General features: G+C 67.2%; 19 protein-coding genes and 1 pseudogene. 9 read left to right on the forward strand and 11 right to left on the reverse strand.

Translation table 11 applies throughout. The features are described from left to right. Window positions 1-5 precede the first annotated feature (5 nt). The 3 genes from A6E15_RS13405 to A6E15_RS13415 all read left to right on the forward strand — a co-directional run bounded on the left by A6E15_RS13405 (window position 6) and on the right by A6E15_RS13415 (window position 3,142). On the forward strand, window positions 6-716 hold the full coding sequence (locus tag A6E15_RS13405; RefSeq protein ID WP_076146917.1) for a helix-hairpin-helix domain-containing protein: 711 nt from the start codon (window positions 6-8) through the stop codon (window positions 714-716). 157 nt (window positions 717-873) lie between these two features. After that, on the forward strand, window positions 874-2,469 hold the full coding sequence (pabB, locus tag A6E15_RS13410; protein WP_076146919.1) for an aminodeoxychorismate synthase, component I: 1,596 nt from the start codon (window positions 874-876) through the stop codon (window positions 2,467-2,469). After that, on the forward strand, window positions 2,462-3,142 hold the full coding sequence (locus A6E15_RS13415) for an anthranilate synthase component II (RefSeq protein WP_084177370.1): 681 nt from the start codon (window positions 2,462-2,464) through the stop codon (window positions 3,140-3,142). The genes pabB and A6E15_RS13415 overlap by 8 nt, the downstream gene beginning before the upstream one ends. Before the next feature lie 19 nt (window positions 3,143-3,161). Here the strand turns inward: A6E15_RS13415 and A6E15_RS13420 are convergent, their stop codons facing one another. Then, window positions 3,162-3,380 carry a HalOD1 output domain-containing protein gene (locus tag A6E15_RS13420; protein ID WP_076146922.1) on the reverse strand — a complete coding sequence of 73 codons (219 nt, stop codon included), beginning with the start codon at window positions 3,378-3,380 and terminating at the stop codon, window positions 3,162-3,164. Between the two features lie 563 nt (window positions 3,381-3,943). On the opposite strand from A6E15_RS13420, the gene A6E15_RS20400 reads away from it, so the two are divergent. Continuing rightward, entirely contained in the window at window positions 3,944-4,825 is an 882-nt protein-coding gene (locus A6E15_RS20400) for a hypothetical protein (protein ID WP_139326595.1), read from the forward strand. 398 nt (window positions 4,826-5,223) lie between these two features. After that, the gene (locus A6E15_RS13435) at window positions 5,224-6,096 is read left to right on the forward strand and encodes an aminotransferase class IV (RefSeq protein ID WP_076146928.1); all 873 of its coding nucleotides are present in this window, start codon (window positions 5,224-5,226) and stop codon (window positions 6,094-6,096) included. Window positions 6,097-6,105: 9 nt separating this feature from the next. On the opposite strand, the gene A6E15_RS21440 is transcribed toward A6E15_RS13435, so the two are convergent. Together A6E15_RS21440 and A6E15_RS13445 are read right to left on the reverse strand one after the other, a co-directional pair. Further along, window positions 6,106-6,267: a hypothetical protein gene (locus tag A6E15_RS21440; protein WP_245800579.1), complete on the reverse strand. Its 162-nt coding sequence runs from the start codon at window positions 6,265-6,267 to the stop codon at window positions 6,106-6,108. Between the two features lie 347 nt (window positions 6,268-6,614). Beyond that, window positions 6,615-7,742 carry a saccharopine dehydrogenase family protein gene (locus A6E15_RS13445; RefSeq protein ID WP_076146930.1) on the reverse strand — a complete coding sequence of 376 codons (1,128 nt, stop codon included), beginning with the start codon at window positions 7,740-7,742 and terminating at the stop codon, window positions 6,615-6,617. 96 nt (window positions 7,743-7,838) lie between these two features. Between A6E15_RS13445 and A6E15_RS13450 the strand changes: the two genes are divergently transcribed. After that, window positions 7,839-8,303, forward strand: coding sequence for a Rieske (2Fe-2S) protein (locus tag A6E15_RS13450; protein ID WP_076146932.1), 465 nt, complete (start codon window positions 7,839-7,841; stop codon window positions 8,301-8,303). On the opposite strand, the gene A6E15_RS13455 is transcribed toward A6E15_RS13450, so the two are convergent. Further along, window positions 8,300-8,659 carry a DUF7344 domain-containing protein gene (locus A6E15_RS13455; protein ID WP_076146934.1) on the reverse strand — a complete coding sequence of 120 codons (360 nt, stop codon included), beginning with the start codon at window positions 8,657-8,659 and terminating at the stop codon, window positions 8,300-8,302. The genes A6E15_RS13450 and A6E15_RS13455 overlap by 4 nt on opposite strands. Window positions 8,660-8,844: 185 nt before the next feature. Then, window positions 8,845-9,135: a transcriptional regulator gene (locus A6E15_RS13460; protein WP_076146936.1), complete on the reverse strand. Its 291-nt coding sequence runs from the start codon at window positions 9,133-9,135 to the stop codon at window positions 8,845-8,847. A 134-nt stretch (window positions 9,136-9,269) separates the two neighbouring features. Here A6E15_RS13460 and A6E15_RS13465 point away from each other — a divergent pair, with 134 nt between their 5' ends. Then, window positions 9,270-10,241, forward strand: a complete 972-nt coding sequence (locus A6E15_RS13465) for a sugar phosphate nucleotidyltransferase (protein ID WP_076146938.1) — start codon at window positions 9,270-9,272, stop codon at window positions 10,239-10,241. Between the two features lie 127 nt (window positions 10,242-10,368). Next, window positions 10,369-11,018, forward strand: a pseudogene (locus A6E15_RS13470) (hypothetical protein). Window positions 11,019-11,171: 153 nt separating this feature from the next. Here the strand turns inward: A6E15_RS13470 and A6E15_RS13475 are convergent. From A6E15_RS13475 to sppA, 3 genes are all read right to left on the reverse strand, one after another. Beyond that, complete coding sequence (locus tag A6E15_RS13475) at window positions 11,172-11,897, reverse strand: diphthine--ammonia ligase (protein ID WP_076146940.1); 726 nt, start codon at window positions 11,895-11,897, stop codon at window positions 11,172-11,174. A 47-nt stretch (window positions 11,898-11,944) separates the two neighbouring features. Beyond that, window positions 11,945-13,255 carry a DUF373 family protein gene (locus A6E15_RS13480; protein WP_076146942.1) on the reverse strand — a complete coding sequence of 437 codons (1,311 nt, stop codon included), beginning with the start codon at window positions 13,253-13,255 and terminating at the stop codon, window positions 11,945-11,947. A gap of 105 nt (window positions 13,256-13,360) precedes the next feature. Beyond that, on the reverse strand, window positions 13,361-14,353 hold the full coding sequence (gene sppA, locus A6E15_RS13485; protein ID WP_076148360.1) for a signal peptide peptidase SppA: 993 nt from the start codon (window positions 14,351-14,353) through the stop codon (window positions 13,361-13,363). Window positions 14,354-14,441: 88 nt separating this feature from the next. On the opposite strand from sppA, the gene A6E15_RS13490 reads away from it, so the two are divergent. Beyond that, window positions 14,442-14,804: a hypothetical protein gene (locus A6E15_RS13490; protein ID WP_245800580.1), complete on the forward strand. Its 363-nt coding sequence runs from the start codon at window positions 14,442-14,444 to the stop codon at window positions 14,802-14,804. A gap of 122 nt (window positions 14,805-14,926) precedes the next feature. Here A6E15_RS13490 and A6E15_RS13495 read toward each other — a convergent pair whose 3' ends face one another. The 3 genes from A6E15_RS13495 to A6E15_RS13505 all read right to left on the reverse strand — a co-directional run bounded on the left by A6E15_RS13495 (window position 14,927) and on the right by A6E15_RS13505 (window position 19,925). Then, on the reverse strand, window positions 14,927-16,276 hold the full coding sequence (locus tag A6E15_RS13495; RefSeq protein WP_076146944.1) for a carboxylate--amine ligase: 1,350 nt from the start codon (window positions 16,274-16,276) through the stop codon (window positions 14,927-14,929). 531 nt (window positions 16,277-16,807) lie between these two features. Beyond that, entirely contained in the window at window positions 16,808-17,689 is an 882-nt protein-coding gene (locus A6E15_RS13500; RefSeq protein WP_076146946.1) for a coiled-coil protein, read from the reverse strand. A gap of 313 nt (window positions 17,690-18,002) precedes the next feature. After that, window positions 18,003-19,925 carry a glycoside hydrolase family 2 protein gene (locus tag A6E15_RS13505; protein WP_076146948.1) on the reverse strand — a complete coding sequence of 641 codons (1,923 nt, stop codon included), beginning with the start codon at window positions 19,923-19,925 and terminating at the stop codon, window positions 18,003-18,005. Between the last annotated feature and the right edge of the window lie 41 nt (window positions 19,926-19,966).

A 19,966-nucleotide genomic window follows, 5' to 3' on the forward strand; every position in this document is an offset into this window, starting at 1 on the left:
AGATAATGGCAATCCTCCAAAAACTGAAGTCCCTGTTAGGGTTCGACGAGTCGGACTCGGAGCGCAGGGGCGCTCGAGAGGTCGGGGTCACGGTCGAGCGAGAACGGTCGGACGACGACGGCAGCGACGACACGGGCGCGGCGGACGAGGGAGTCGCCGAGCCGCCCCAGTCGGCCGCGACCGGCTCGACGGCGTCGGGGTCGACGGAGTCGCTGACGGACGAACCCGACCGCCCGGAGGAGGCCGCCGAACCAGCGGAGGCGACCGGACCGGATGCCGAGGACGCGGCACCGACGACCGAGACGACGGCCGAGCCCGCGTCGCCCGTCGAGGAGGCCGAACCCGACGCCGACGCGACGGCCGAGTCCGAGCCGGCGGAACCCGAGTCCGAAACCGCCGCCGAAGACGAGGGGACCGAGTCGTCCGAATCCGACGCTGCGGACGAAAACGACACCGGACCCGAACTCGAGGAGCCGGTCGCCGGATCGGAGACCGACGACGAAGTCGACGACGCCGAGGGCGAGCCCGAACCGGAGAACCAGGAACCGGTCGACTCCATCAAGGGGATCGGCCCGGCCTACGCCGACCGGCTGGCCGGCGCGGGCGTCGAGACCGTCGGCGAACTCGCCGTCGCCGACGCCGCCGACCTGGCCGAGCAGACCGACATCTCCGAGAAGCGCATCCAGGGCTGGATCGACCGCGCCGAAGTCAGATAGCCCACCGACCTCTCCCCGCGCCGTTTCCCGAGTCCCTTCTTCCTGCTCCGACGAGTTCCCGCCGCCGGGCCGTGAGCGCCGATCCTGCCGCGACCGCCCCTCGAGTCCGGGGTCCCGAATCGCAAGCGAATTATCCGCTCGATCCGTCCCGGGCCACATGAGCGATCCGCGCGTCGTCACGACGCTCGACTCGTTTCGCGCCGCCGCTCGAGATCCCGAGCCCGGCGCGTCGACCCCCCGTGACGCCCCGGCGACGCGCACCGGACGCCGCGTTCCCGTCGAGGTGCGACTCGCCGTCGACGACCCCTTCGCCGCCTACCGCCGCGCCCGCGACGACGAGGGCGGTGCCTTCCTCGAGACGACCGGCGGCCAGCCCGGCTGGGGCTACTTCGGCGTCGACCCGGTCGACCGGCTCACCGTCGGCCCCGACGCGGTGGCGCGATCCGAAGACGGCTCCCCGACGCTGGCCGCGCTCGAGGGCCTGCTCGCGACGGACCGACTGGTCCGGGGCGACTGCGACGTGCCCTACCCCTGCGGGGCCGTCGGCTGGCTCTCCTACGACGTCGCCCGCGAACTCGAGGGCCTCCCCGAGTCGGCCGTCGACGACCGGGGACTGCCGCGGCTCGAGGCCGGGGTCTACGACCGGCTGGCCGCGTGGGAGGCCCCGACCGACGGCGCGGCGACGCTGCGGATCACGGCCTGCCCGCGAGTCGGGGCCGACGACGCGGAGGGGACGCCGTCCGACGACGCCATCGAGGCCGCCTACGACCGCGGCCGCGAACGGGCGCTCGACCTCGCCGCGCGGATTCTCGAGGGCGATCCGGCAGTCGGTGAACCGCCGGTCTCGAGCCCCGAGGCGACCTTCGAGAGCGACTGCGGCCGCGAGGCCTTCGCCGACCGCGTGCGCCGGGTCAAGGCGTACGTCCGCGACGGCGACACCTTCCAGGCGAACGTCTCCCAGCGGCTGGTCGCGCCCGCCGCGGTCCACCCCGTCGCCGCCTACGACGCCCTGCGGCGAGTGAATCCAGCGCCGTACTCCTGTCTGCTCGAGTTCCGGGCGGCCGAACTGGTCAGTGCGAGCCCCGAGTTGCTGTTAGCGCGCGACGGCGAGTTCGTCCGGACCGAGCCGATCGCGGGCACCCGGCCCCGCGGCGAGACGCCCGCCGAGGACGACGCGCTCGAGGCCGACCTGCTGGCCGACGAGAAGGAGCGGGCCGAACACGCGATGTTGGTCGACCTCGAGCGCAACGACCTCGGGAAGGTCTGTGCGTACGGCTCGGTCGACGTCGCGGAGTATCGCCGGATCGACCGCTACTCCGAAGTGATGCACCTCGTCTCGAACGTCACGGGGGAACTCCGACCCGACGCCACGCTCTCGGACGCCGTCGGGGCGGTCTTCCCCGGCGGGACGATCACCGGCGCGCCCAAGCCCCGGACCATGGCGATCATCGACGAACTCGAGGCGACCCGGCGCGGCCCCTACACCGGCAGCGTGGGGATCTTCGGCTTCGACGGCAAAGCGACGCTGAACATCGTCATCCGGACGCTGGTCAGGCAGGCCGAGGAGTACCACCTCCGGGTGGGCGCGGGGATCGTCCACGACTCCGACCCACAGCGCGAGTACGACGAGACGCTGGACAAAGCACGGGCGCTCATCGCGGCCGTCGACGAGGCGCTGGGCGAGCGGGCCGCGCTGGGGCTCGAGGCCGGCGACGACGCAACGGACCCGAACGGAGGTGACGCGAGTGACTGAGACGCGCGTTCTGGTGATCGACAACTACGACTCGTTCGCCTACAACCTCGTCCAGTACGTTGCCGAAGCGATCGCTTCGACAGGCCCTGCGGCGTCGCCGCAGGACGTGGGCGAAGTCGCGGACGACGTCGTGGTCCGCCGGAACGACGAGATCGACCTCGCGGACGTTCGGGCCCTCGAGCCGGCGGGGATCGTCGTCTCGCCGGGCCCCGGAACGCCCGAGGAGGCGGGGATCTCGATGTCGCTGTTCGCCGAGACCGAGTACCCGATTCTGGGGGTCTGTCTGGGCCATCAGGCGCTGTGTGCGGCCCACGGCGCGCCGGTGGGCCACGCGTCCGAGGTCGTCCACGGGAAGCCCTCGACGATCCGCCACGACGGCCGGGGGATCTTCGACGGGCTGCCCGAGACGTTTCAGGTGGGCCGGTATCACTCGCTCGCGGTCGATCGCGCGGATCTGCCGGACGCGCTCGAGGAGACCGCCCGAACGACCGACGAGCGCGGCGTCCTGATGGCGGTCCGCCACCGCGAGCGGCCCCAGCTCGGGGTGCAGTTCCACCCCGAGAGCATTCTCACGCGCGAGCGCGGGGCCGCGGACGGCGACGGCATCTCGCTGGCGGTCGGCAAGCGACTGATCGCGAACTTCTGTCGGTTCGCAGCCCGCGCCGACGCGTGATCGGGCCGCTCGAGCGGCCTCAGCACTCCCGTTCGATCACCGTGACCGCGTCGGGGTCGGGACCCAACACGACGCGATAGCCCGCGTACTCGAAGCGGACGGTGACGGTCCGGTTCGACTCGAGGACCGCGGCCAGCGCCTCGGCGTCGACCGCCTCGGAGAGGGGCGGCAGGCCCGTCACCGCACGATCCTCACGGGCCGCAATATACGTGAGTGCCGTGGCGAGTGCTGGGTGCATGGTGATCGGTGGGGCGCTCGAGGAGCGTGAGTTCGAACGTCGTCTCGCAGTCCGGACACGTGGTCGGACCGTCGGTCGGTACGATACGGTTGTCTGTCCCACAATCGCAGTGGATGGTGATGCTCGAGACCATAGGTCGTTCTCTGTGGCCCCACGGCGGCGGTTCACAACCCGGCGAGGGAGTCGGCGACGGGCGCGACTGGTCGGCGAGACGTCGGCACTTCTTTATTTCGCCAACGTCAATGGCGGATTGCTCCCGCGACGCGGGGGCGATGTGCGAGCCGGAGTGCGTGGCTCCAACCTAGCACTCCGGCTCAGCGCACTTTCGTGCGCGTCTGTACATTACGGAATCTATCCTAAAGAACGTTAGGATATTGACTGATTGGGTGGTAGGTGTTGGCTCGAGAGGTGGGTTGCGGCCACGGTTCGTCCTTGCTATCTGCAAAAATGGGGTGCCCCTAAGGGGGCAGGGCAATTGCGCGGCGCGCAGAGCGCGACACACTCACGGAAACTAATTAACCTCTATGAAGATTTTTGCCAACCGATGAATATCCTTTCATAAGATGCCGAATGTCCTCAGCGGTGAATTTGCTAATCTCCGTGCAGCAGGATATTATCTACCACCACTCTTGTCCTTTTATATAGGAGTACAGCTGTTGTCTTGGCCCTACCTCACCATCAGCATCCTTTCTCTGTTAGGTGCTATCGGGTTACATGGGGGAGTTCGTGCAGTTCATGGGCCTGCTGGTCCAGAAGAGAATCCTCTTGAGACGAAAACACAAAAGCAGCGCTTTCTTGTATTACTTTTTGGAGTTGGGCCTGCAAAGAACCACCCTGCCAATTTCTTAGATATTGGTCTGAACTATGAAGCCTATTCTAAATATTATCAACGGCCAAGACCCATAATCATAACATCCATCATAATTACTGGTGCGGTATCTTGGATAATATCTGTGGGAATCTCACTGATTAACCTCCCAAATCAATTACCGAATCCGGAATTCCCCGTCTTGGTGCTATATTTTGCACTATTTGCGTGGCTATTGCAGAATTTTATAATATGGAAGGCATTCCTTCCCGTTTATTTCCTTGAAGACAATATCGAGGACGGATATGACATTCATGAGGGAGATCGTAGTCTCAATCCAGACAGACCTGCCAACTGGATGGTCTCTGGTGATGCGCTTATCCTGAAAATCATCCATCAGAAATCTTTTCCAGTAAGCCCTCTGCTCATCACTCACTATTATGCTCGATATCACGCAGAATCGACTTCTGAGATGATTCTTTGGACGTTTGATGGTGCCGCTGAGATTAGCGAACGTCTTCAGGAACTTTCTTCCCACGGTTTAGTTAAAAAGTATGACGATGGTCGGTATGAACTCTCTGTGATGGGAAGAGACTATCTCTTCGGGAAACTTGGTGCAGAGTTCTTCGAAAATTGATTTTGGGTTAAATACACTGCATATCCTACACTCCCTCCCCCTCTAGTTGTACATCGAAGAATACCGCTCCACGAATATGCACACGAGATGCGAAACGCGTGTGCATCTCAACTGACGGTCGGGTCGACGACCCAGCCGATTACGACAACGGACAAGGGAAACTCTCCAGTCACGGGCCGATAGGCTACTCGAGAAAACTCAAAAGCGACGCCTCGAGCGTTCGTGTGTACGAGAACACGAACCCGAACGATGGGCAAATAGAAGCGGTATCGAACGTCAGAAACTCCGCTTCGTGAAGTCCCTCGCAAGCCCCGTACGCGAGAGCGGCGCGCTCGAGCAGCAGCCAGCAGCTTCATACCCCTCCGAGTGCCACGACGAGACAATCCGAGCCCACTGCCATGACCGACGACCCCATCTACCACGTCGACGGCGACCTCGTCCCCGCCAGCGAGGCGACCGTCAGCGTCGACGACCGGGGCTTTCGCTACGGCGACGCCGCCTTCGAGACGCTGCGGGCCTACGGCGGGACGGTCTTCGCGTGGGACGCCCACCTCGAGCGCCTCGAGCGGACCTGCGAGGCGCTCGCGCTCGAGCACGGGCTCGCCGCCGCCGACCTCCGCGAACGGGTCGACGAGACGCTGGCGGCCAACGACCTCGCGGACGCCTACGTCCGGCTGTCGATCACCCGCGGCGTCCAGCCGGGAAAGCTCACGCCCGCTCCCGCGGTCGACCCCACCGTCGTCGTCTACGCCAAACCCCTCCCGCGGGGCGGGCTCAAGGGCGAGCCCGTCTGGGACGGCCCGGCGACCGTCGAAACCGTCGAGACCCGTCGGGTACCCGACGAGTCGATCCCCGCCGCCGCCAAGACCCACAACTACCTGAACGGGATCCTCGCGCGCGCGGAACTCGAGGCCGACAGCGACGAGGCGCTGCTGTGCGACCTCGAGGGCCGGATCGGCGAGGGCGCGACGAGCAACCTGTTTTTCGTCCGCAACGGCACGGTCCACACGCCGACGACCGACGGCCCGGTGTTGCCGGGGATCACCCGCGAGATCGTCCTCGAACTCGCCCGCGAGGCCGGGATTCCGATCCGCGAGGGGCGATACGAGCCGGCGGCTGTCCGCGCGGCCGACGAGGCGTTTCTCACGAACCGAACGTGGGAGCTCCGGCCGATCGGGACGCTGGACGGCCGCGCGATCGGCGGCGGCCCGGTCACGGACCGGCTCGCGCGGCTGTACGACGAGCGGGTCGAGCGGACCTGTTACGAGTGACGGCGGTCGTCACCGGTCCCGTCGAATCGCCCACGACAGCGACCAGCCGCCGAGGCAGGTCACGGCGAAGGCGATCGCCGCGCGATGGGTCGGGTCGGCGACCGGGATTCCGACGAGCAGATACGTGACGGCGAACAGCCCGCCGCGACGGCGGACGCGGCGACGGTCCACAGAACGTCGGTCGACCAGGGCCGATCCTGTGGCCGGTGTGCCTCGCGAACGGAGGGCAGTATCACGCCAATCGTCACGAGCAGCAGGAATCCGCCGGCGAACTCGTCCCAGTACCACGTACTTCCGAGCCCGACCGCCATCGCGATCGGCACCGCGGTCAGCAGAACCGGCAGCGAGCCGGCGCGGATATCCGCCCGAAACCGCTCGCGAAGGGTAGGTCGATCGGAGGACATCGATAGCTACCGGCTCGAGCCGGACGCACAAAAGCGTGGTTGGGTATCCGAGAGGTCCGCGGTCGTCGGGATCGCCCCGTCGGGAGTCGCCGGCCTCGTCGAACCGAGCCGCTCTCACCGCGGTTCGACCGGCGACGGCCGCTCGGAATCGCCGCCCGCCGCCGCGTGTGCGCCGGGTTCGGTCGGTGTATCGACCAGTTCCCGCTCCGTCTCCGACAGCTCGAGGGCGAACTCGCTGCCGAAGGCCGACGCGGGCGTCTGGAAGCCGGCCGGGACCCGGTCGCCCTCGAGAACCCGCTGAGCGGCCGCGACCGCCGACTCGGCCGTCAGGGCGTAGGGATTCGGTGTGCGGAGCCGGGCGCACGCCCGCCGGCCGGTCGCCTCGTCGGCGACCTCGCCCCAGACGACGGCGCTGCCGGTCGCCAGCTGGCGCTCGTCCGGCCCCTCGAGCCGGGCGTCGATCAGGCGTTTCAGGAGCCGTTCGGCGGGACCGCGCTCGAGGAGCCAGCCCAGCGAGTCGACCGCCGAGAGGGCTCGATCGGCCCACGGCGGCGCGGCGGCGTAGACCTCGATCGATTCGATGCCGGTGCTGTGGGCGGCGGTGACGACGTCGCCCCACGGGATCGTGACGGCGTGTTCGGGGCCGTCGCCGAAGTCGATCTCGCGGCTCCGGAACGCGGTCGGCACCCGAATGAGCCGGCCGTTGCGGCGCACGACGCCGCCGTCACCGAGGTGTTCGATCATCGTTCGGGCGGTCCCCCGCGAGAGGCCGCCCCCGCCTTTGATCCCGAGTCGCAACTGATCGGCTGCGGGCAGTTGCTCGCCGAGAAAGGCCGCCAGACAGTCCGAGGGGACGACGTCGAAGCCGACGCCGGGCAACAGCGTGATCCCCGCCTCGCGGGCGTGCGCGTCGCGCTGGCGGAGCCGCTCGAAGACCGGGAACTCGCCGGTGATGTCGAGGTAGTCGGTTCCCGTCTCGAGGCAGGCCTCGACCAGCGGCCCGGCCGTGTCGACGAACGGCCCCGCGCAGTTGAGGACGGCGTCGAAGGGGCGGAGTCGGCTCGCGAGATCGTCGGCCGCGAGATCGACGGTCCGGCCCTCGACCCGGAGCGCGTCGGCCTGCTCTGCGACCGCGCGGCCGTCGCGACCGGCGACGACGGGTGAGCCGCCGCGAGCGACCGCCTCGCGGGCGATCAGCCGGCCGGTGTAGCCGTAGGAGCCGTAGACGAGAAGGGAGTCCATAGGCGGCGTTGGACGGAGAGGTGGTTAAAACTCCGTCAGACATATGGACGCTCGTTGTCGAAACGTTCAGGGCGGCCGACTGGTAATCGAGACTCGATGGACGCAGAACGGATTACGGCGCTGTCGGACGTGCCCGCCGACTCGACGGTGCTGTTTCGCGTCGCCGACGACGCGGGCGACGAGCGGGAAGCCATTCTGGTCAGGACCGCGCGGACCGAGAGCGACGGCGGCGAGCCGGCCGCCGGCGACGACTCGAGCGACGACGGCGTGGCCTGCTGGCTCAACTACTGTCAACATCTCACGCACATCAAACTGGACAAGGGGTCGGGCGCGCCGATTCGGAACGGCGAACTCGTCTGTGCGAACCACGGCGCGTACTTCGAACCCGACTCCGGCCGCTGTACCTTCGGCCCCTGCGAGGGGGCCTACCTCACCGACCTCGAGATCACCGTCGCGGACGGCGACGTCTACCTGACCGACGACGACTACGAGTTCGTCGGCCCCGGCCCGCTCGAGACCGACGACTTCGACCGGACGTCGACCTCGAACGTCGAGTTCTAGATGTCGTCGGGCGCGACGAGGTCCCGCTCCTGGTCGTACGCGAGCAGGCCGGCGTCGACCAGCCGCGGCAGGTGATCGTGATAGAGCGAGAGATAGACCTCGGTGACTCGCTCCGCCGAGATGTTCGTCACGCTGTGGCCCGTCTCGCGGACGGCGACCTCTTCCGCGGCGTCGGGTAGTGTCACCTCCTCGTCGTAGGTACGCATGACCCGCAACAGCAGTCGGCGACGCTGGTCGGCAAGCAGCGCGAACGCGTCGTCGATCGTCTCCGTCGACGCGTCGGGTTCGTCGAGCCATTCGAGAACGGTCTGGACGAACTCGGCGCGATCGGGTTCCGGGTGTGATTCGGGACTCATATCTGTTCGATGAACTCGAGTCGAACGGCCGAGACGACGCCCGGACACGCGGGGGTTCGTCGACCGGGACACGACCGCTCGCTCGAGGGGACTATCGGGTTTGCTCCTGCCCGACAAATATTAGTGTCGAATCGAGGGCGGAATTATACACCGACGATGACAGTCCTCGAGGGTGGACGGTCCGGTCACTCGATCGTAAACGTCGGTTCGTCGATCGACTCGCTCTTGCAGTCGGGACATCGCGAGGGGAGGTTCAGCAGGTCGTCGTAGTCGTCGAACCCGCAGTCCCGACACGTCGGCGGGGCGACGAGGAACTGCTCGTCGCCGTCGGCCACCGACTGGGAGACGTGTTCGACGTGACCCACCACCGCGTGGGGCGTGAGATCGAACCGCGTCGCGAGTTCGCTCGGCGTCGCCGGTTCGGCCCTGAGGGCGTCGGCGAGTTTCTGTCGGGTGGTTTCGTCGGCCTCGCGCATACGGAGTCAACGGCGGGTTCGCTTTTACCGTTTGCTCTCTGCCCGTCGCCTCGAGGGCGTCGTCCGCGCCCGGCGTTTACCCGAAAGTCCGTGAAAGGACAAGTGACTTAGACCCCGCAGGAGAACACCGCCCCATGAAGGCCGTCGTCCTTGCAGGCGGGTACGCGACTCGGATGTGGCCGATTACCAAACACCGGCCCAAGATGTTCCTCCCGATCGGCGAGACGACCGTCGTCGATCGCATCTTCGCGGAACTCGAGGCCGACGAGCGGATCGACGAGGTCTACGTCAGCACCAACGAGCGGTTCGCCCCCGACTTCGAGGCCCACCTCGCCGACAGCGAGTTCGACAAACCCCAGCTCTCGGTCGAGGAGACGACCGCGGAAGACGACAAGTTCGGCGTCGTCGGCGCGCTCGCCCAGTTGATCGACCGCGAGAACGTCGACGACGACCTGCTGATCATCGCCGGCGACAACCTGATTAGCTTCGACGTCGCCGACTTCCTCGACGCGTTCGAAGCGCGGGACGCGCCGACGCTGGCCGCCTACGACGTCGGCTCCCGTGAAAAGGCCAAATCCTACGGCCTCGTCGAACTCGAGGGCGACCGCGTCGTCGACTTCCAGGAGAAACCCGACGATCCCAAGAGTACGCTCGTCTCCATCGCCTGCTACGCGTTCCCGAAGGAATCGCTCGACCTCCTGCCGACCTACCTCGAGGACGGCAACAACCCCGACGAGCCCGGCTGGTTCGTCCAGTGGCTCCAGAACCGCGAGCCCACCTACGCCTACACCTTCGAGGGCGCGTGGTTCGACATTGGGACCCCCGAGAGCTATCTCGACGCCGTCGCCTGGCACCTCGATGGCGACTCGCTGGTCGCCGACTCCGCGACGCTTGAAGGCGCCACGATCGGCGAGAACGTCCACGTCATGGACGACGTGACTCTCGAGGGAACTGACCTCGATCACACCGTCATCTTCCCCGAGGCGACGGTTCGCGACGGCGACATCCGCCGCTCGATCATCGATCGGGGGACCACCCTCGAGGAGTTAGACCTCGCGGGGGCGCTCATCGGAGCCCACACGACGATCACGAACGGCGGCACGTAGCGTCGGGCGGCCGCCGATCGCGAGAATCGGGCGAGACATCTATTGACGTTCCGTATGTCACCCGTGATCAACGCACACGTGTGTCGACGAGACTGCTCGGGCAGCCCTCGAGTCCCGCGCCGACGGCGTGCCGGCCGCGGACCTCGCGGCCGCGTTCCTCGAGTTCCGGCGCTGGACCGGCTCGGACCAATCGTTGCTCGTCGCCGAGGCCGCCGCGGCCGCGACCGGCCAGCGTTTTCTCGACGGGGTCAAGCCGGCCGTCGAGCGGTTTCGCGACGCGTTCGTCGCGACCGGCCGAGTCGCGGCGGTTTCCGACCTCGCCGCCCTCGAGCGCGATGGCGACGACCTCGTGGCGGCCCTCGGTGCTCGGCGCACGCGCGCAGTCTGCTGTGACATCGCGGCCGTCCTCGCCGACTCCCCGGCGGAAGACGACCTCGCGGCGCTGATCGACTGGGCCGAAACCGCGGATCACTACCGCCACGAGTCGGACCCGATCGGGTCGATCGCCGGCGTCGGCCCCGGGACCTTCCAGTACCTGCGATAACTGGCGAGGGTCGATACCCCGCGACCGGATCCGACCCTCGAAAACCTGCTGTCGGCCATCGACGACCTCGAGCGCTCGTCGATCGACACCGCGAGCCCCGGCGGACGATCGCCTCCTGTGAGTGGCTCGCCGTCGTCTCGGGGTATCGCCCGCTCGAGATCGATCGGATCGCGTGGTGGCGAGCGACGGAACCGGCCGAACGGGAGGCGGTCCTCGAGGTCGCTCGTCCGTAGAAGCGACGGAAGTCGCGCTGAACCCCGTCGAACCGCCGCTACGGACTGGATCTCGCTCGACCACCTTTTTCCTCTCGGGTCAGCCGAAGGCTGACCACTCGCGAAAAAATCTGGACCAAAAAGCCGCTCACTCGCTTCGCTCGCTCGCGGTACTTACGACAGCTCCGCATCGGTGATCCGCAACCGGCCCCGCGTTCCCTCCCACTCGCGCTCGTACTCGAGGTCGATCCGCCGGTCCATGTGCGGTCCGTCCACGACGAACGTCTCGAACTCGCCGCCCTCACCCAAAATGTGGACGCCGTACTCCTCGTGCAGCGCCTCGAGGTCCGCGATGGCCTCGCGGTCGAGCGTCCGCCCGAGCCACGACTCGTCCAACCCGCGGGCTGCGACCTGGATGATCGCGATCTCGAAGCCTGCCTCGAGCATCGCGTCGGCGAGTTCGCGGGGGTCTTCCTGCCAGAGCGGGGCGAACAGGTCACAGCCGAGGCGGTCGCACAGCCCCTGAATGCGACTCGTCTGGAACTCGCTCTCGACGGCACCGGCGGTGACGCCCGCGATCCCGCCGGGGAGATCGGCGTCGAGGTCCTCGAGAGCGGCCTCGAGCGGTTCGAGTTCGGCGTCGCCCTGCGTGCCCGAATCGGTGGCCGCCTCGGCCGCGAAGTCGTCGGGTTCGACGTCGACCAGTTCGATACCGATGCTCTCGGCCGCCAGCGTCGCCAGTTCCGTCGCGGGGACGTGATACATGTACGAGTCGCCCGCGGGGTGGACGGTCACGAGTCGCTCGACGGGCAGTCCCGCCTCGAGGGCCCGGTACAGCGCCCACGAGGAGTCCTTGCCGCCCGAAAAGAGGCTCACCCACGCGCCGTCTACGTCGCTCATGATCGGTCGTCGGCCGGCGCGGGTAAATGGATACCGAGTCGGAGCGGTCAGCGGTCGCGATCGGCGGGCGAGTCGGAGCCGGCGGCCGCGTCCGCACCGCCGTCGGTGAGTTCGGGATCGCTCCGGTCCGGGACCGCGCCGGGATCGGGGGCCGCGGCCGCGGACTCGCCGTCTGCCGCGTCGATCGTCGCCCCGTCGGGCGGTCCCCCGTCGGAGCCGCCGTCGTTGCGTTCGTCTTCGTCGCTCGAGCCGCTGAGCGAGGCCGCGATCTGTGCGCCGACGAGGCTAACGACGATCGCGGTGACGACGAACAGCGCGAGGCGTTCGCCCGCGCCCATCACGAACCGCTCGTTCGAGAAGATGAGGAACTCGTTGGCCGGGACGACGAAAGGCTCCATCTGTCCCTGTTGCTCGAGGAAGTACGCGGAGAACCCGCGGACGACCAGCCCAACCGCGACGACGATGAAGGGGAGGTTGAGAAAGGAGGTGCGGATTGGATCGTCACCGATCGCCTCGTCGAGCAGGCGACCGGCGCTGGCCGTCAGCGCGGCCATCGCCAGCCACGGGACGCTGTCGAACGCGAACCGGGTCGCCGGGATCACCACGCCGGAGGTATCCTCGAGTCCGGAGACGCCGAGCGCGCCGACGAACAGACCGACGAACGTCAACCCGGCCGCGACGACGTAGGTGACGACCGACACCTGCCCGGAGTACAGCGACTCGCGGGTCCCCCGGGCGAGTCGGGTCAGGCGTTCGTCGATGTTGAAGCCCTTGTAGAGCAGGAAGAGGCCGATGACGGTCGTGATCGCGGCCGCGCCCTCCGCCGGACCGACGGTCGTCGCGAGCAGCGGGAAGACCAGCAGCGTCAGCCCGAGCGGGACGAGGATCGTCTGGCGCAGTTCCTCGTCGGCGAGGAACTGCTTGAGCAGGTAGTAGGTCGACTCGATGTCTCTGGCCTGTCGGACGACGACCCGGTCGACCGAATCGACCTGCACGCGACTTTCGACGATCGGGATCAGCCGCTCGTCCTCCGCACTGTCGGTCACGACGACCGCCGAGTCCGGGTCGTAGTCCGCGATGAGGTCGTCGAGCTGCTCGGCGACCGCCCGATCGGCCGACACCATCGACTCGTGGTCCCCCGAGACGACCGCGACGACGACCTCCTCGTTCTCGTCGCGCAAGTCCTGGGCGACCCGCAGCGACTCGAGCAGAGTGTTGACTCCCGAGTCCTCCGGATCCGCGAGGCCGACGTCGGTCACGAGCGCGCGGACTGCCTCCCAGCCGACGACCGGCGAGCGCAGGCCGGTCTTGCGGCCCACGTCGTCGGTCCGGTCGAGACAGACGACCAGCGTTGTCACGGTAGCCGATGCATTCTGTGCAACGATAAAACCACTTACTCGTTCGACCGCTCCCGGGCCCGTCTCGACCGTGAGATGGGGCCTCGAGCGGGCGAACCCGTTCAGTTAGCTTCGGAGTCGGAAGCCACGGCCGTCACCGAGGCCGGCGATACCGGCCCCGAAGGCGTAGGCGACCTTCTGGGCACCCGCGCCGACGCGGGCCATTAGCGGGCGTTCGGGCTCGAACTCCTCGACGACGACTTCGTCGGTATCGAGCCGGTCGGCCAGTTCGGCCTCGATCTCCTGGCGGGTGCCGAGGTGATCGACCAGCTCCAGTTCGTGGGCCTGTTCCCCGAGATAGATCCGCGCCTCCGTGTCGCGGACGAACTCCGGCTCTAAGTCGCGGCCGTCGCTGACCCGTTCGACGAACGTGTCGTAGTAGTCGTCGATGATCCCCTGGAGGTACTCGCGTTCCTCGTCCTCGAGGTCCTTCAGGGGGGTACCGGCGTCCTTGAACTCACCCGCGGCGAAGCGCTCGTAGGAGAGACCGACTTTCTCGGCCAGATCACTGGCGTTGACCCGGGAGCCGATGACGCCGATCGAGCCGACGATCGATCCCTCGCGGGCCCAGAGTTCGTCGCAGCCGCTGGCGATCCAGTAGCCGCCGCTGGCACAGACGTCGGTCGCGTAGGCGACGGTCGGCCCGTCGAAGCGCTCGGCCGCGAGGCGAATGTCGTCGCTGGGGACGACCTCGCCGCCGGGCGTGTTCAGCTTCAACAGCAACGCGTCGACGCTGTCGTCCTCGTCGGCGCGATCGATCTGGTCGACGACGTCGTCGGCCGGCGTCGCGCCCGGATTCGTCGGCAGGGGCCCACCGCCGCCGTCGCGGCTGATCGGCCCCTCGACGGCGACCTCGGCGACATCGTAGCTCGGGTACAGCGAGCCGGCGATATTGCTCGTGAATCGCAGTCCCACGAGGACGGCGGCGATCGCGAACAGCACGCCGAACAAATCCGTCAGCGTCTGCGGATAGACGACGAACAGCGCGACCGCGACCGCCGCGGACGCGAGCCCGCCGAGGGCGACCGTCAAGAGTCGCTCGGTCTCGTTACTGACCACGGGAAACACCTCGAGTCATATTGATAGCTGCGTGTGCGCTCCGTTAAGCGTTGGTGGTCCAAACTGAAGTACAGTCAGTTAAACCTAGATGACTGATCACACACCACACATAAACACTAAGTTCACCGTGATTTTATCCGGGTTGGTGGCAACGGGGCTATATACGATCGCTACGGGGCAGATAGTCGAAGTCGTGACGCCATTGCATTACTTACTCGTCGCGGCCGCACTCGGAACTCTCGGCGCTCTTATCGAGTACACACGAGAGAATCCGATCCTGAAAGCGATATGGGCAGTCGTAGCCGGCGGGACGATAGGCGTACTCATTTCCGATGAAACGTGGTCCGAACTCCTTTTTGCGTTCTTCTTAGGCGATTTACTCGTCATGATTACGCTGTACGTGCTCGACGTACGGCGCTCGAACTCGTCACCGAGCACGACTGACTCCTGAGACTCCCGCTTCGCGATCTATTTTACCGTGAACTCGAGTCAGCGACGAACACCGTGTTCGGATTGTGATGTGTTTCCGATCTGATGCAGTTACGTCGACGTTTCGTTCTGGTGGCGTGTCGGTCACCGCGTCCCGCCGTCCGAACTGTCGGACTGCGGTCCGGTCGGGCCGCCGTCGGTCTGGGCCGGTTCCGTCGGCTCCGTCGCCGGGCGATCGATCGTCGGCGTGGAACCGGTCGGCTCCGTCGCGTCGTCTCCCGCCTCGGCCGTCGCCGACCGATCCCCCAGCCACGTCCGAACGAGGTTGACGCCGTCCTGCACGAACGGCACCGGATCGTCGGCGACGGCGTAATCGAACCGCGGGTGGGCGACGAGCGACGTCGCGACCTCGCGGACGGCGGCCCCGAGCGCCGGCCGCTCGACCAGCGGATACTCCTCGGTGGCGACGCTGTGCAGGTAGCTGAGTTCTCCCCGCAGCAGATGGCCGCCCATTCCGACCTCGTAGGTCGACTCCGACGTGATCGGCTCGCCGGTCGCCAGCTGCCAGTAGTAGTAGGGAAAGTCCGCGCCCGCCCGAACCGAAAACGGCAGCGAGGACCAGAACCGCGGGTTGACCTCCATCAGCTTGAACTCGCCGTCGGCCGGATCCCGCAGGAACTCCACCATCGCGAGCCCGTGCCACTCGAGTTCGTCGAGCAGCGCCCGCCCCGCGTCCTCGAGTTCGGGAATGTGGACCGACTCCCGGTAGGCGCTCGGCCCGCCGCAGTACTTCCAGCCCCGTCGCTGGCAGTGCTGGAAGGTCGCGACCGGGTCGCCGCGGTCGTACAGCGCGAAGAACCCGTACTCTCGCGAGTCCGGGATCCGCTCTTGGACCAGCGGCACGTGCCCGCGAGTGGCGATTTCCGCTTCTCGATCCGGTTCCGTCCTCGGGGGCTGATACTCGGTCGAGCCGACCGTCGCGTGCGCCGCGCTCGAGCCGAGGTAGGCCGGCGCTGCGACGGTGTAACGTGGTTTGACGATCGTCTCGCGATCCCAGTCGTCCCACTCGTCGAGGAGGGCGGTCTCGGGGGCCGCGACGCCGGCCGCGTCGGCGGCGGCGAAGAGTTCGACCCGGTCCTGGACGCGACGGAGCGTCTCGAACGTCGGCCACGGGGTCGCGACGTCCGTCGCGAACTCGTCCCTGCGGTTCGCGAGGACGTAGACGTCTTCCTCGCGGACGGGGACGATCGTCTCGATATCGGCCCGTTCGGCGAGCGAGCGGAGGGCGTCGCCGTACGCGGTGAGACCGCTCTCGGGGTCGGGCAGCCCCACGAACTCGTCGCGGTAGGCCGACGTCGCTGCCGGCGTCGATCGCGACTCGGAGCCGACGACGGTCCGAACGCCGCGCGGTCGAAGCGAGCGGAGACAGGCAACCGTACTCGGGGCGGCGATTCCCGGCACGAGAACGCCCGCGTCTTCCCTGTGACGTTGCATGACAAACGACTGAGGGCGGCCGGTTCCATTGTTATAGATCGAGTACAGTGTTCGGACGACGTCCCCGTCGAACCGATTCCCGCCCGGCGGCTGTAGGTCTCGACTACCCGCCTTCGAGGATGAGGGCAGTTCGCTCGAACGCCGATGGCGAGCCACGCGGCCGGGCCCACCGATCTCGGCGGCTGGCTGGCAACGAACCCGGCTATAGTAGCCACTGAAACGAGTCACGTGATCCAAACGGCAGCGTGCGATCAGGTGTACAGTGACGTTCAGTGGCTACTATAGGACGGCATTACAGCGACGGTACGGTGATGCTATCGCCGTCACCACAGGCCAGTGACAGCTACTCGCACACGGCGTTTGGATCGGAACTCGTTTCGTGGCACTCCGGCGATGCTGTCGACTCGACCGCTCCGTTCGCACCGCTCTCGAGCGACCGCCAACTGTGATGGCGGCTCGCCGTGGCCGTCGCTCGATGGGCTCGAGAGCCCCGAAGACTCGGGGAAAAACCGCGGGGTAGACGGAATCGGGTTAGAGCAGTCCCGTCTTCTGGAGTTTCATCAGGTCCTCGGTGTCGAGGGTCTCGCCTTCCTTGAACTTCTGGTAGATCTCTTCGGCCTCTTCCTTGGCCTCCTCTTTCTTCTTGTCGCGCTCGGACTTGCGCTCTTCTTCCTCTTTCTTGTCCAGTTCGCGCAGGCGCTTCTGGACGCGGACGAAGTCCTCGTGGTGGCGGTCGGCGGCCTCCTGGGCCTCGACGAACTTCTCGTGCATCTCGTCGGCCTCGTCACGGATGTCGTCGGCCTCCCGATAGGCCTCGATCATCTGGTTGTGATGTTCCTGGGCCTTGTCGGCGAGTTCCGTGACCTTCTGGTGGTGCTGGGAGGCTTCCGATCGTACTTCCTCGGCCTCCTCGACGAGTTCTTCTAAGTCCTCGTTCTGATCGAGTTTCTGCTTGCGCTCCTCGTACTCCTCGCGCTTGCTCTCGATCTTCTCGATCAGTTCCTGCTCTTCCTCGCTTGAGAGGACCTCGGTCTGCTGTTTGAACTCGAGGTCTTCGATCTCCTCCTCGAGTTCCTCGAGGTCCTTGCCCTCGTCGAGCTCCATGTCCGATTTGAGCTGTTCGACCTTGTCGAACAGTTCGTTGGCCTCGGCGTTGAGCTCGTTACGGCTCTCCTTGTGTTCCTGGACCTGTTCGTTGAGCTCGTCGCGTTTCTCGCGGTGTTCCTGGGCCTCGTCGACTTTCTCGCGAGTCTTCGCGTTGAGCTCGTCGCGTTTGGAAGCCCGGTCAGAAGCCATCTGGTTCAGCTCGTTGCGCCGGTCTCGCAGTTGACCGGCCATCTTGATGAGCTGTCCTTTCGATTTGTTTTCTAGGTCGTCCTCTGTCAGTTCGATGTTCTTCGATTCGTCTACCATGTTAGTCAAACCTCTGTGCCATACCCGCACCGGGAAGCCGACCGGCCGGCCGTCCGAGCCGATCGCCGGCGATTCGGCGATCGGTTCGGCAGTAGCCGGCGGGCCGTTCGAAGCGACTGCTCACGATCTGCGAAACCTCGGTGAATAAGATTTCCTGTCATCGATCGTCGAGCGATACGCGCCCCGGTGGCGTTCTGGTGACTGGTACTACTGTCGCCTCTAATTTAAAGCTACCGGTACCCCAACCCCTGAAAACGGTTCGCAGGGCCCTCTTCTCGCCCCGTTAGCCCGTGGCATGGAGAGACGAACGTATTTATAAATAGTACCGGTTACGGACCGTCCGATCGTCGACGGCGACCTCGAGGACGACCCGTTCGGCGTCGGCGGGAATCCGAGCAGTCCCGGCGCTGGTCGTCTCGAGTGGGCCGACATCCACCGTCGTCACGGCCGTCTCGTCGCCGGCCCGCCAGCCGACGGTGGTCTCGAGGGCCTCGTTGCGGTCGTTACAGAGCGTGATCCCGACGGTCCCGGGCGTCGGCGGCCCGTCGAGGGCGGCCTGGACCGGCTCGTAGGACTGCGCGATCGCTTCGGCGGCCCGCTTTGGCTCCCCGTCGGCGGCGTACACGCCCATGCCGCCGCCCGGTGCGGGGTCGCGAAGCGTCGACGCCGCGAGGACGCCACAGTCTCGCCGGCGAAGCGTCTCGGCGACCGTCTTCAGGATCCGTGCCTGCTCGCGCTGTGAGCCCTCGACGTCGGCCCCGTCGGCGAGCAGCGCCGGCTCGAGCCCGGGCACCGTCGCCGGGTCGGCGTCGTCGGCCGCGAGCGATCCAGCGCCGAACCGACCGACGACCTCACCGAGCGACGGGTACGTCTCGAGCAGCCAGTCGGTGTCGGCGGCCGCGAGGTATCGCCAGCCCGGGAAGAGATGCGCCGCGTCGGCGTCGGTTCCCGGCGGCCCCGCCACCGGCACGATCGGCAGGTCGTCGGGGAGACGCTCGGCGACTGCGTCCGCAGGTTCTCGATCGACCGACGTCCGCCACGCTCGGTACCTGACGGCGAATCTCGCGAGCAGCCCCTTGCCCACCGGCTCCGCGTACGGGTCGGTCGGCCGGTCCTGGACGCCGTACATCGCGAGGCTGGGATAGCGGCCGTACGTCTCGGCCAGCGCCGTCGTCAGTTCGATCCCCCGGTCGATCGGGAGGTCGGAGCCGCACGCGGGCAGGTCCTGCCAGACCAGCAGCCCCGCCTCGTCGCAGGCCTCGTAGAACGACCGCGGCGGGACGTGCCCGCGTGCGCGAAGGAGCGTCGCGTTCGCGTCGACGGCCCGGTCGACGTCCGCGCGGGGATCGCCGCCGGGGAGCCGCGTGAACCCGCGGGCCCGAACCCGCCGGCCGTTGACCAGCAGGCCGTCGCCGTCGCGCTCGACGTGGCGGAGACCGACCGTCCGCTCGAGGGTGTCGCCCTCGAGTTTCGCCCGCACGGTGTAGCGGTCCTGCGGGCCGTACTCGCGGGGCCACCACAGCGACGGCTCCCGAACCGAAAGCGTCCGCGAGACGGTGGTCCGCTCGCCGGCCTCGGCCTGTACGGGGACCCGTTCCATGGCCGCGCCACCGCGAAAGCCCTCGGGCCGCAGCGATAGCGTCACCGCGTCGTCGACGGCCGCGCCCGCATCGACCTCGAGGGTCACGTCGATCGCGGCACCCGCGCCGTCCGCGGTCGCGTTCGCGGCCGACGGAGCGTCCCCGTCCGTTTCGCCATCGGATTCCGATGCCGGCCCCAGCCGCGGCCGCACGTCGAACTCCCGCAGAAAGGTCCGGGGGCGAGACTCGACGGCGACGCCGCGCCGGATCCCGGGCACCGCGAGCCGGTCGGGGACCTCGTCGGTGCCGCGGATCCCCGCGAACGCGTCCGGGCGCTCGCAGACGACGAGGAGTTCGTTCTCCGGGCGGGGCTCGAACTCGAAGCGGGCCGGGACGAACCCGACGTCGCTCGCGCCCAGCCGCGACCCGTTCAGCCAGACCTCGGCCGGACCGTCCGTGCCGCCGATCTCGAGGACGGCCCGTTCGGCGGCGTCGACGCGCGGGTCCGCGAACGTCGTTCGGTAAGCGATCGGCCCGTCGGCGTCGACGAACGCGGCGGGATAGCGGGGGACCGGCACCGGTCGCCAGTCCTCGACGGTCGGGAGATCGCCACCGCCGGCATCCGTGACGACCCCGGCAGTCCACTCGTCGGTCATTACCCCCGACAGCGAACCCGAAGTAAAAAGCAGTTCCGACG

This window comes from Natrinema saccharevitans (genome assembly GCF_001953745.1).
Taxonomy (GTDB): Archaea; Halobacteriota; Halobacteria; order Halobacteriales; family Natrialbaceae; genus Natrinema; species Natrinema saccharevitans.

Coding starts and splice junctions, on each gene's coding strand:
- A6E15_RS13465 (WP_076146938.1), top strand. CDS start 9,270: ATGAAGGCCGTCGTCCTTGCAGGCGGGTACGCGACTCGGATGTGGCCG.
- A6E15_RS13495 (WP_076146944.1), bottom strand. CDS start 16,276: ATGCAACGTCACAGGGAAGACGCGGGCGTTCTCGTGCCGGGAATCGCC.
- A6E15_RS13490 (WP_245800580.1), top strand. CDS start 14,442: ATGACTGATCACACACCACACATAAACACTAAGTTCACCGTGATTTTA.
- A6E15_RS13405 (WP_076146917.1), top strand. CDS start 6: ATGGCAATCCTCCAAAAACTGAAGTCCCTGTTAGGGTTCGACGAGTCG.
- A6E15_RS20400 (WP_139326595.1), top strand. CDS start 3,944: ATGCCGAATGTCCTCAGCGGTGAATTTGCTAATCTCCGTGCAGCAGGA.
- A6E15_RS13450 (WP_076146932.1), top strand. CDS start 7,839: ATGGACGCAGAACGGATTACGGCGCTGTCGGACGTGCCCGCCGACTCG.
- A6E15_RS13500 (WP_076146946.1), bottom strand. CDS start 17,689: ATGGTAGACGAATCGAAGAACATCGAACTGACAGAGGACGACCTAGAA.
- A6E15_RS13435 (WP_076146928.1), top strand. CDS start 5,224: ATGACCGACGACCCCATCTACCACGTCGACGGCGACCTCGTCCCCGCC.
- pabB (WP_076146919.1), top strand. CDS start 874: ATGAGCGATCCGCGCGTCGTCACGACGCTCGACTCGTTTCGCGCCGCC.
- A6E15_RS13460 (WP_076146936.1), bottom strand. CDS start 9,135: ATGCGCGAGGCCGACGAAACCACCCGACAGAAACTCGCCGACGCCCTC.
- A6E15_RS13475 (WP_076146940.1), bottom strand. CDS start 11,897: ATGAGCGACGTAGACGGCGCGTGGGTGAGCCTCTTTTCGGGCGGCAAG.
- A6E15_RS13420 (WP_076146922.1), bottom strand. CDS start 3,380: ATGCACCCAGCACTCGCCACGGCACTCACGTATATTGCGGCCCGTGAG.
- A6E15_RS13505 (WP_076146948.1), bottom strand. CDS start 19,925: ATGACCGACGAGTGGACTGCCGGGGTCGTCACGGATGCCGGCGGTGGC.
- A6E15_RS13455 (WP_076146934.1), bottom strand. CDS start 8,659: ATGAGTCCCGAATCACACCCGGAACCCGATCGCGCCGAGTTCGTCCAG.
- A6E15_RS13445 (WP_076146930.1), bottom strand. CDS start 7,742: ATGGACTCCCTTCTCGTCTACGGCTCCTACGGCTACACCGGCCGGCTG.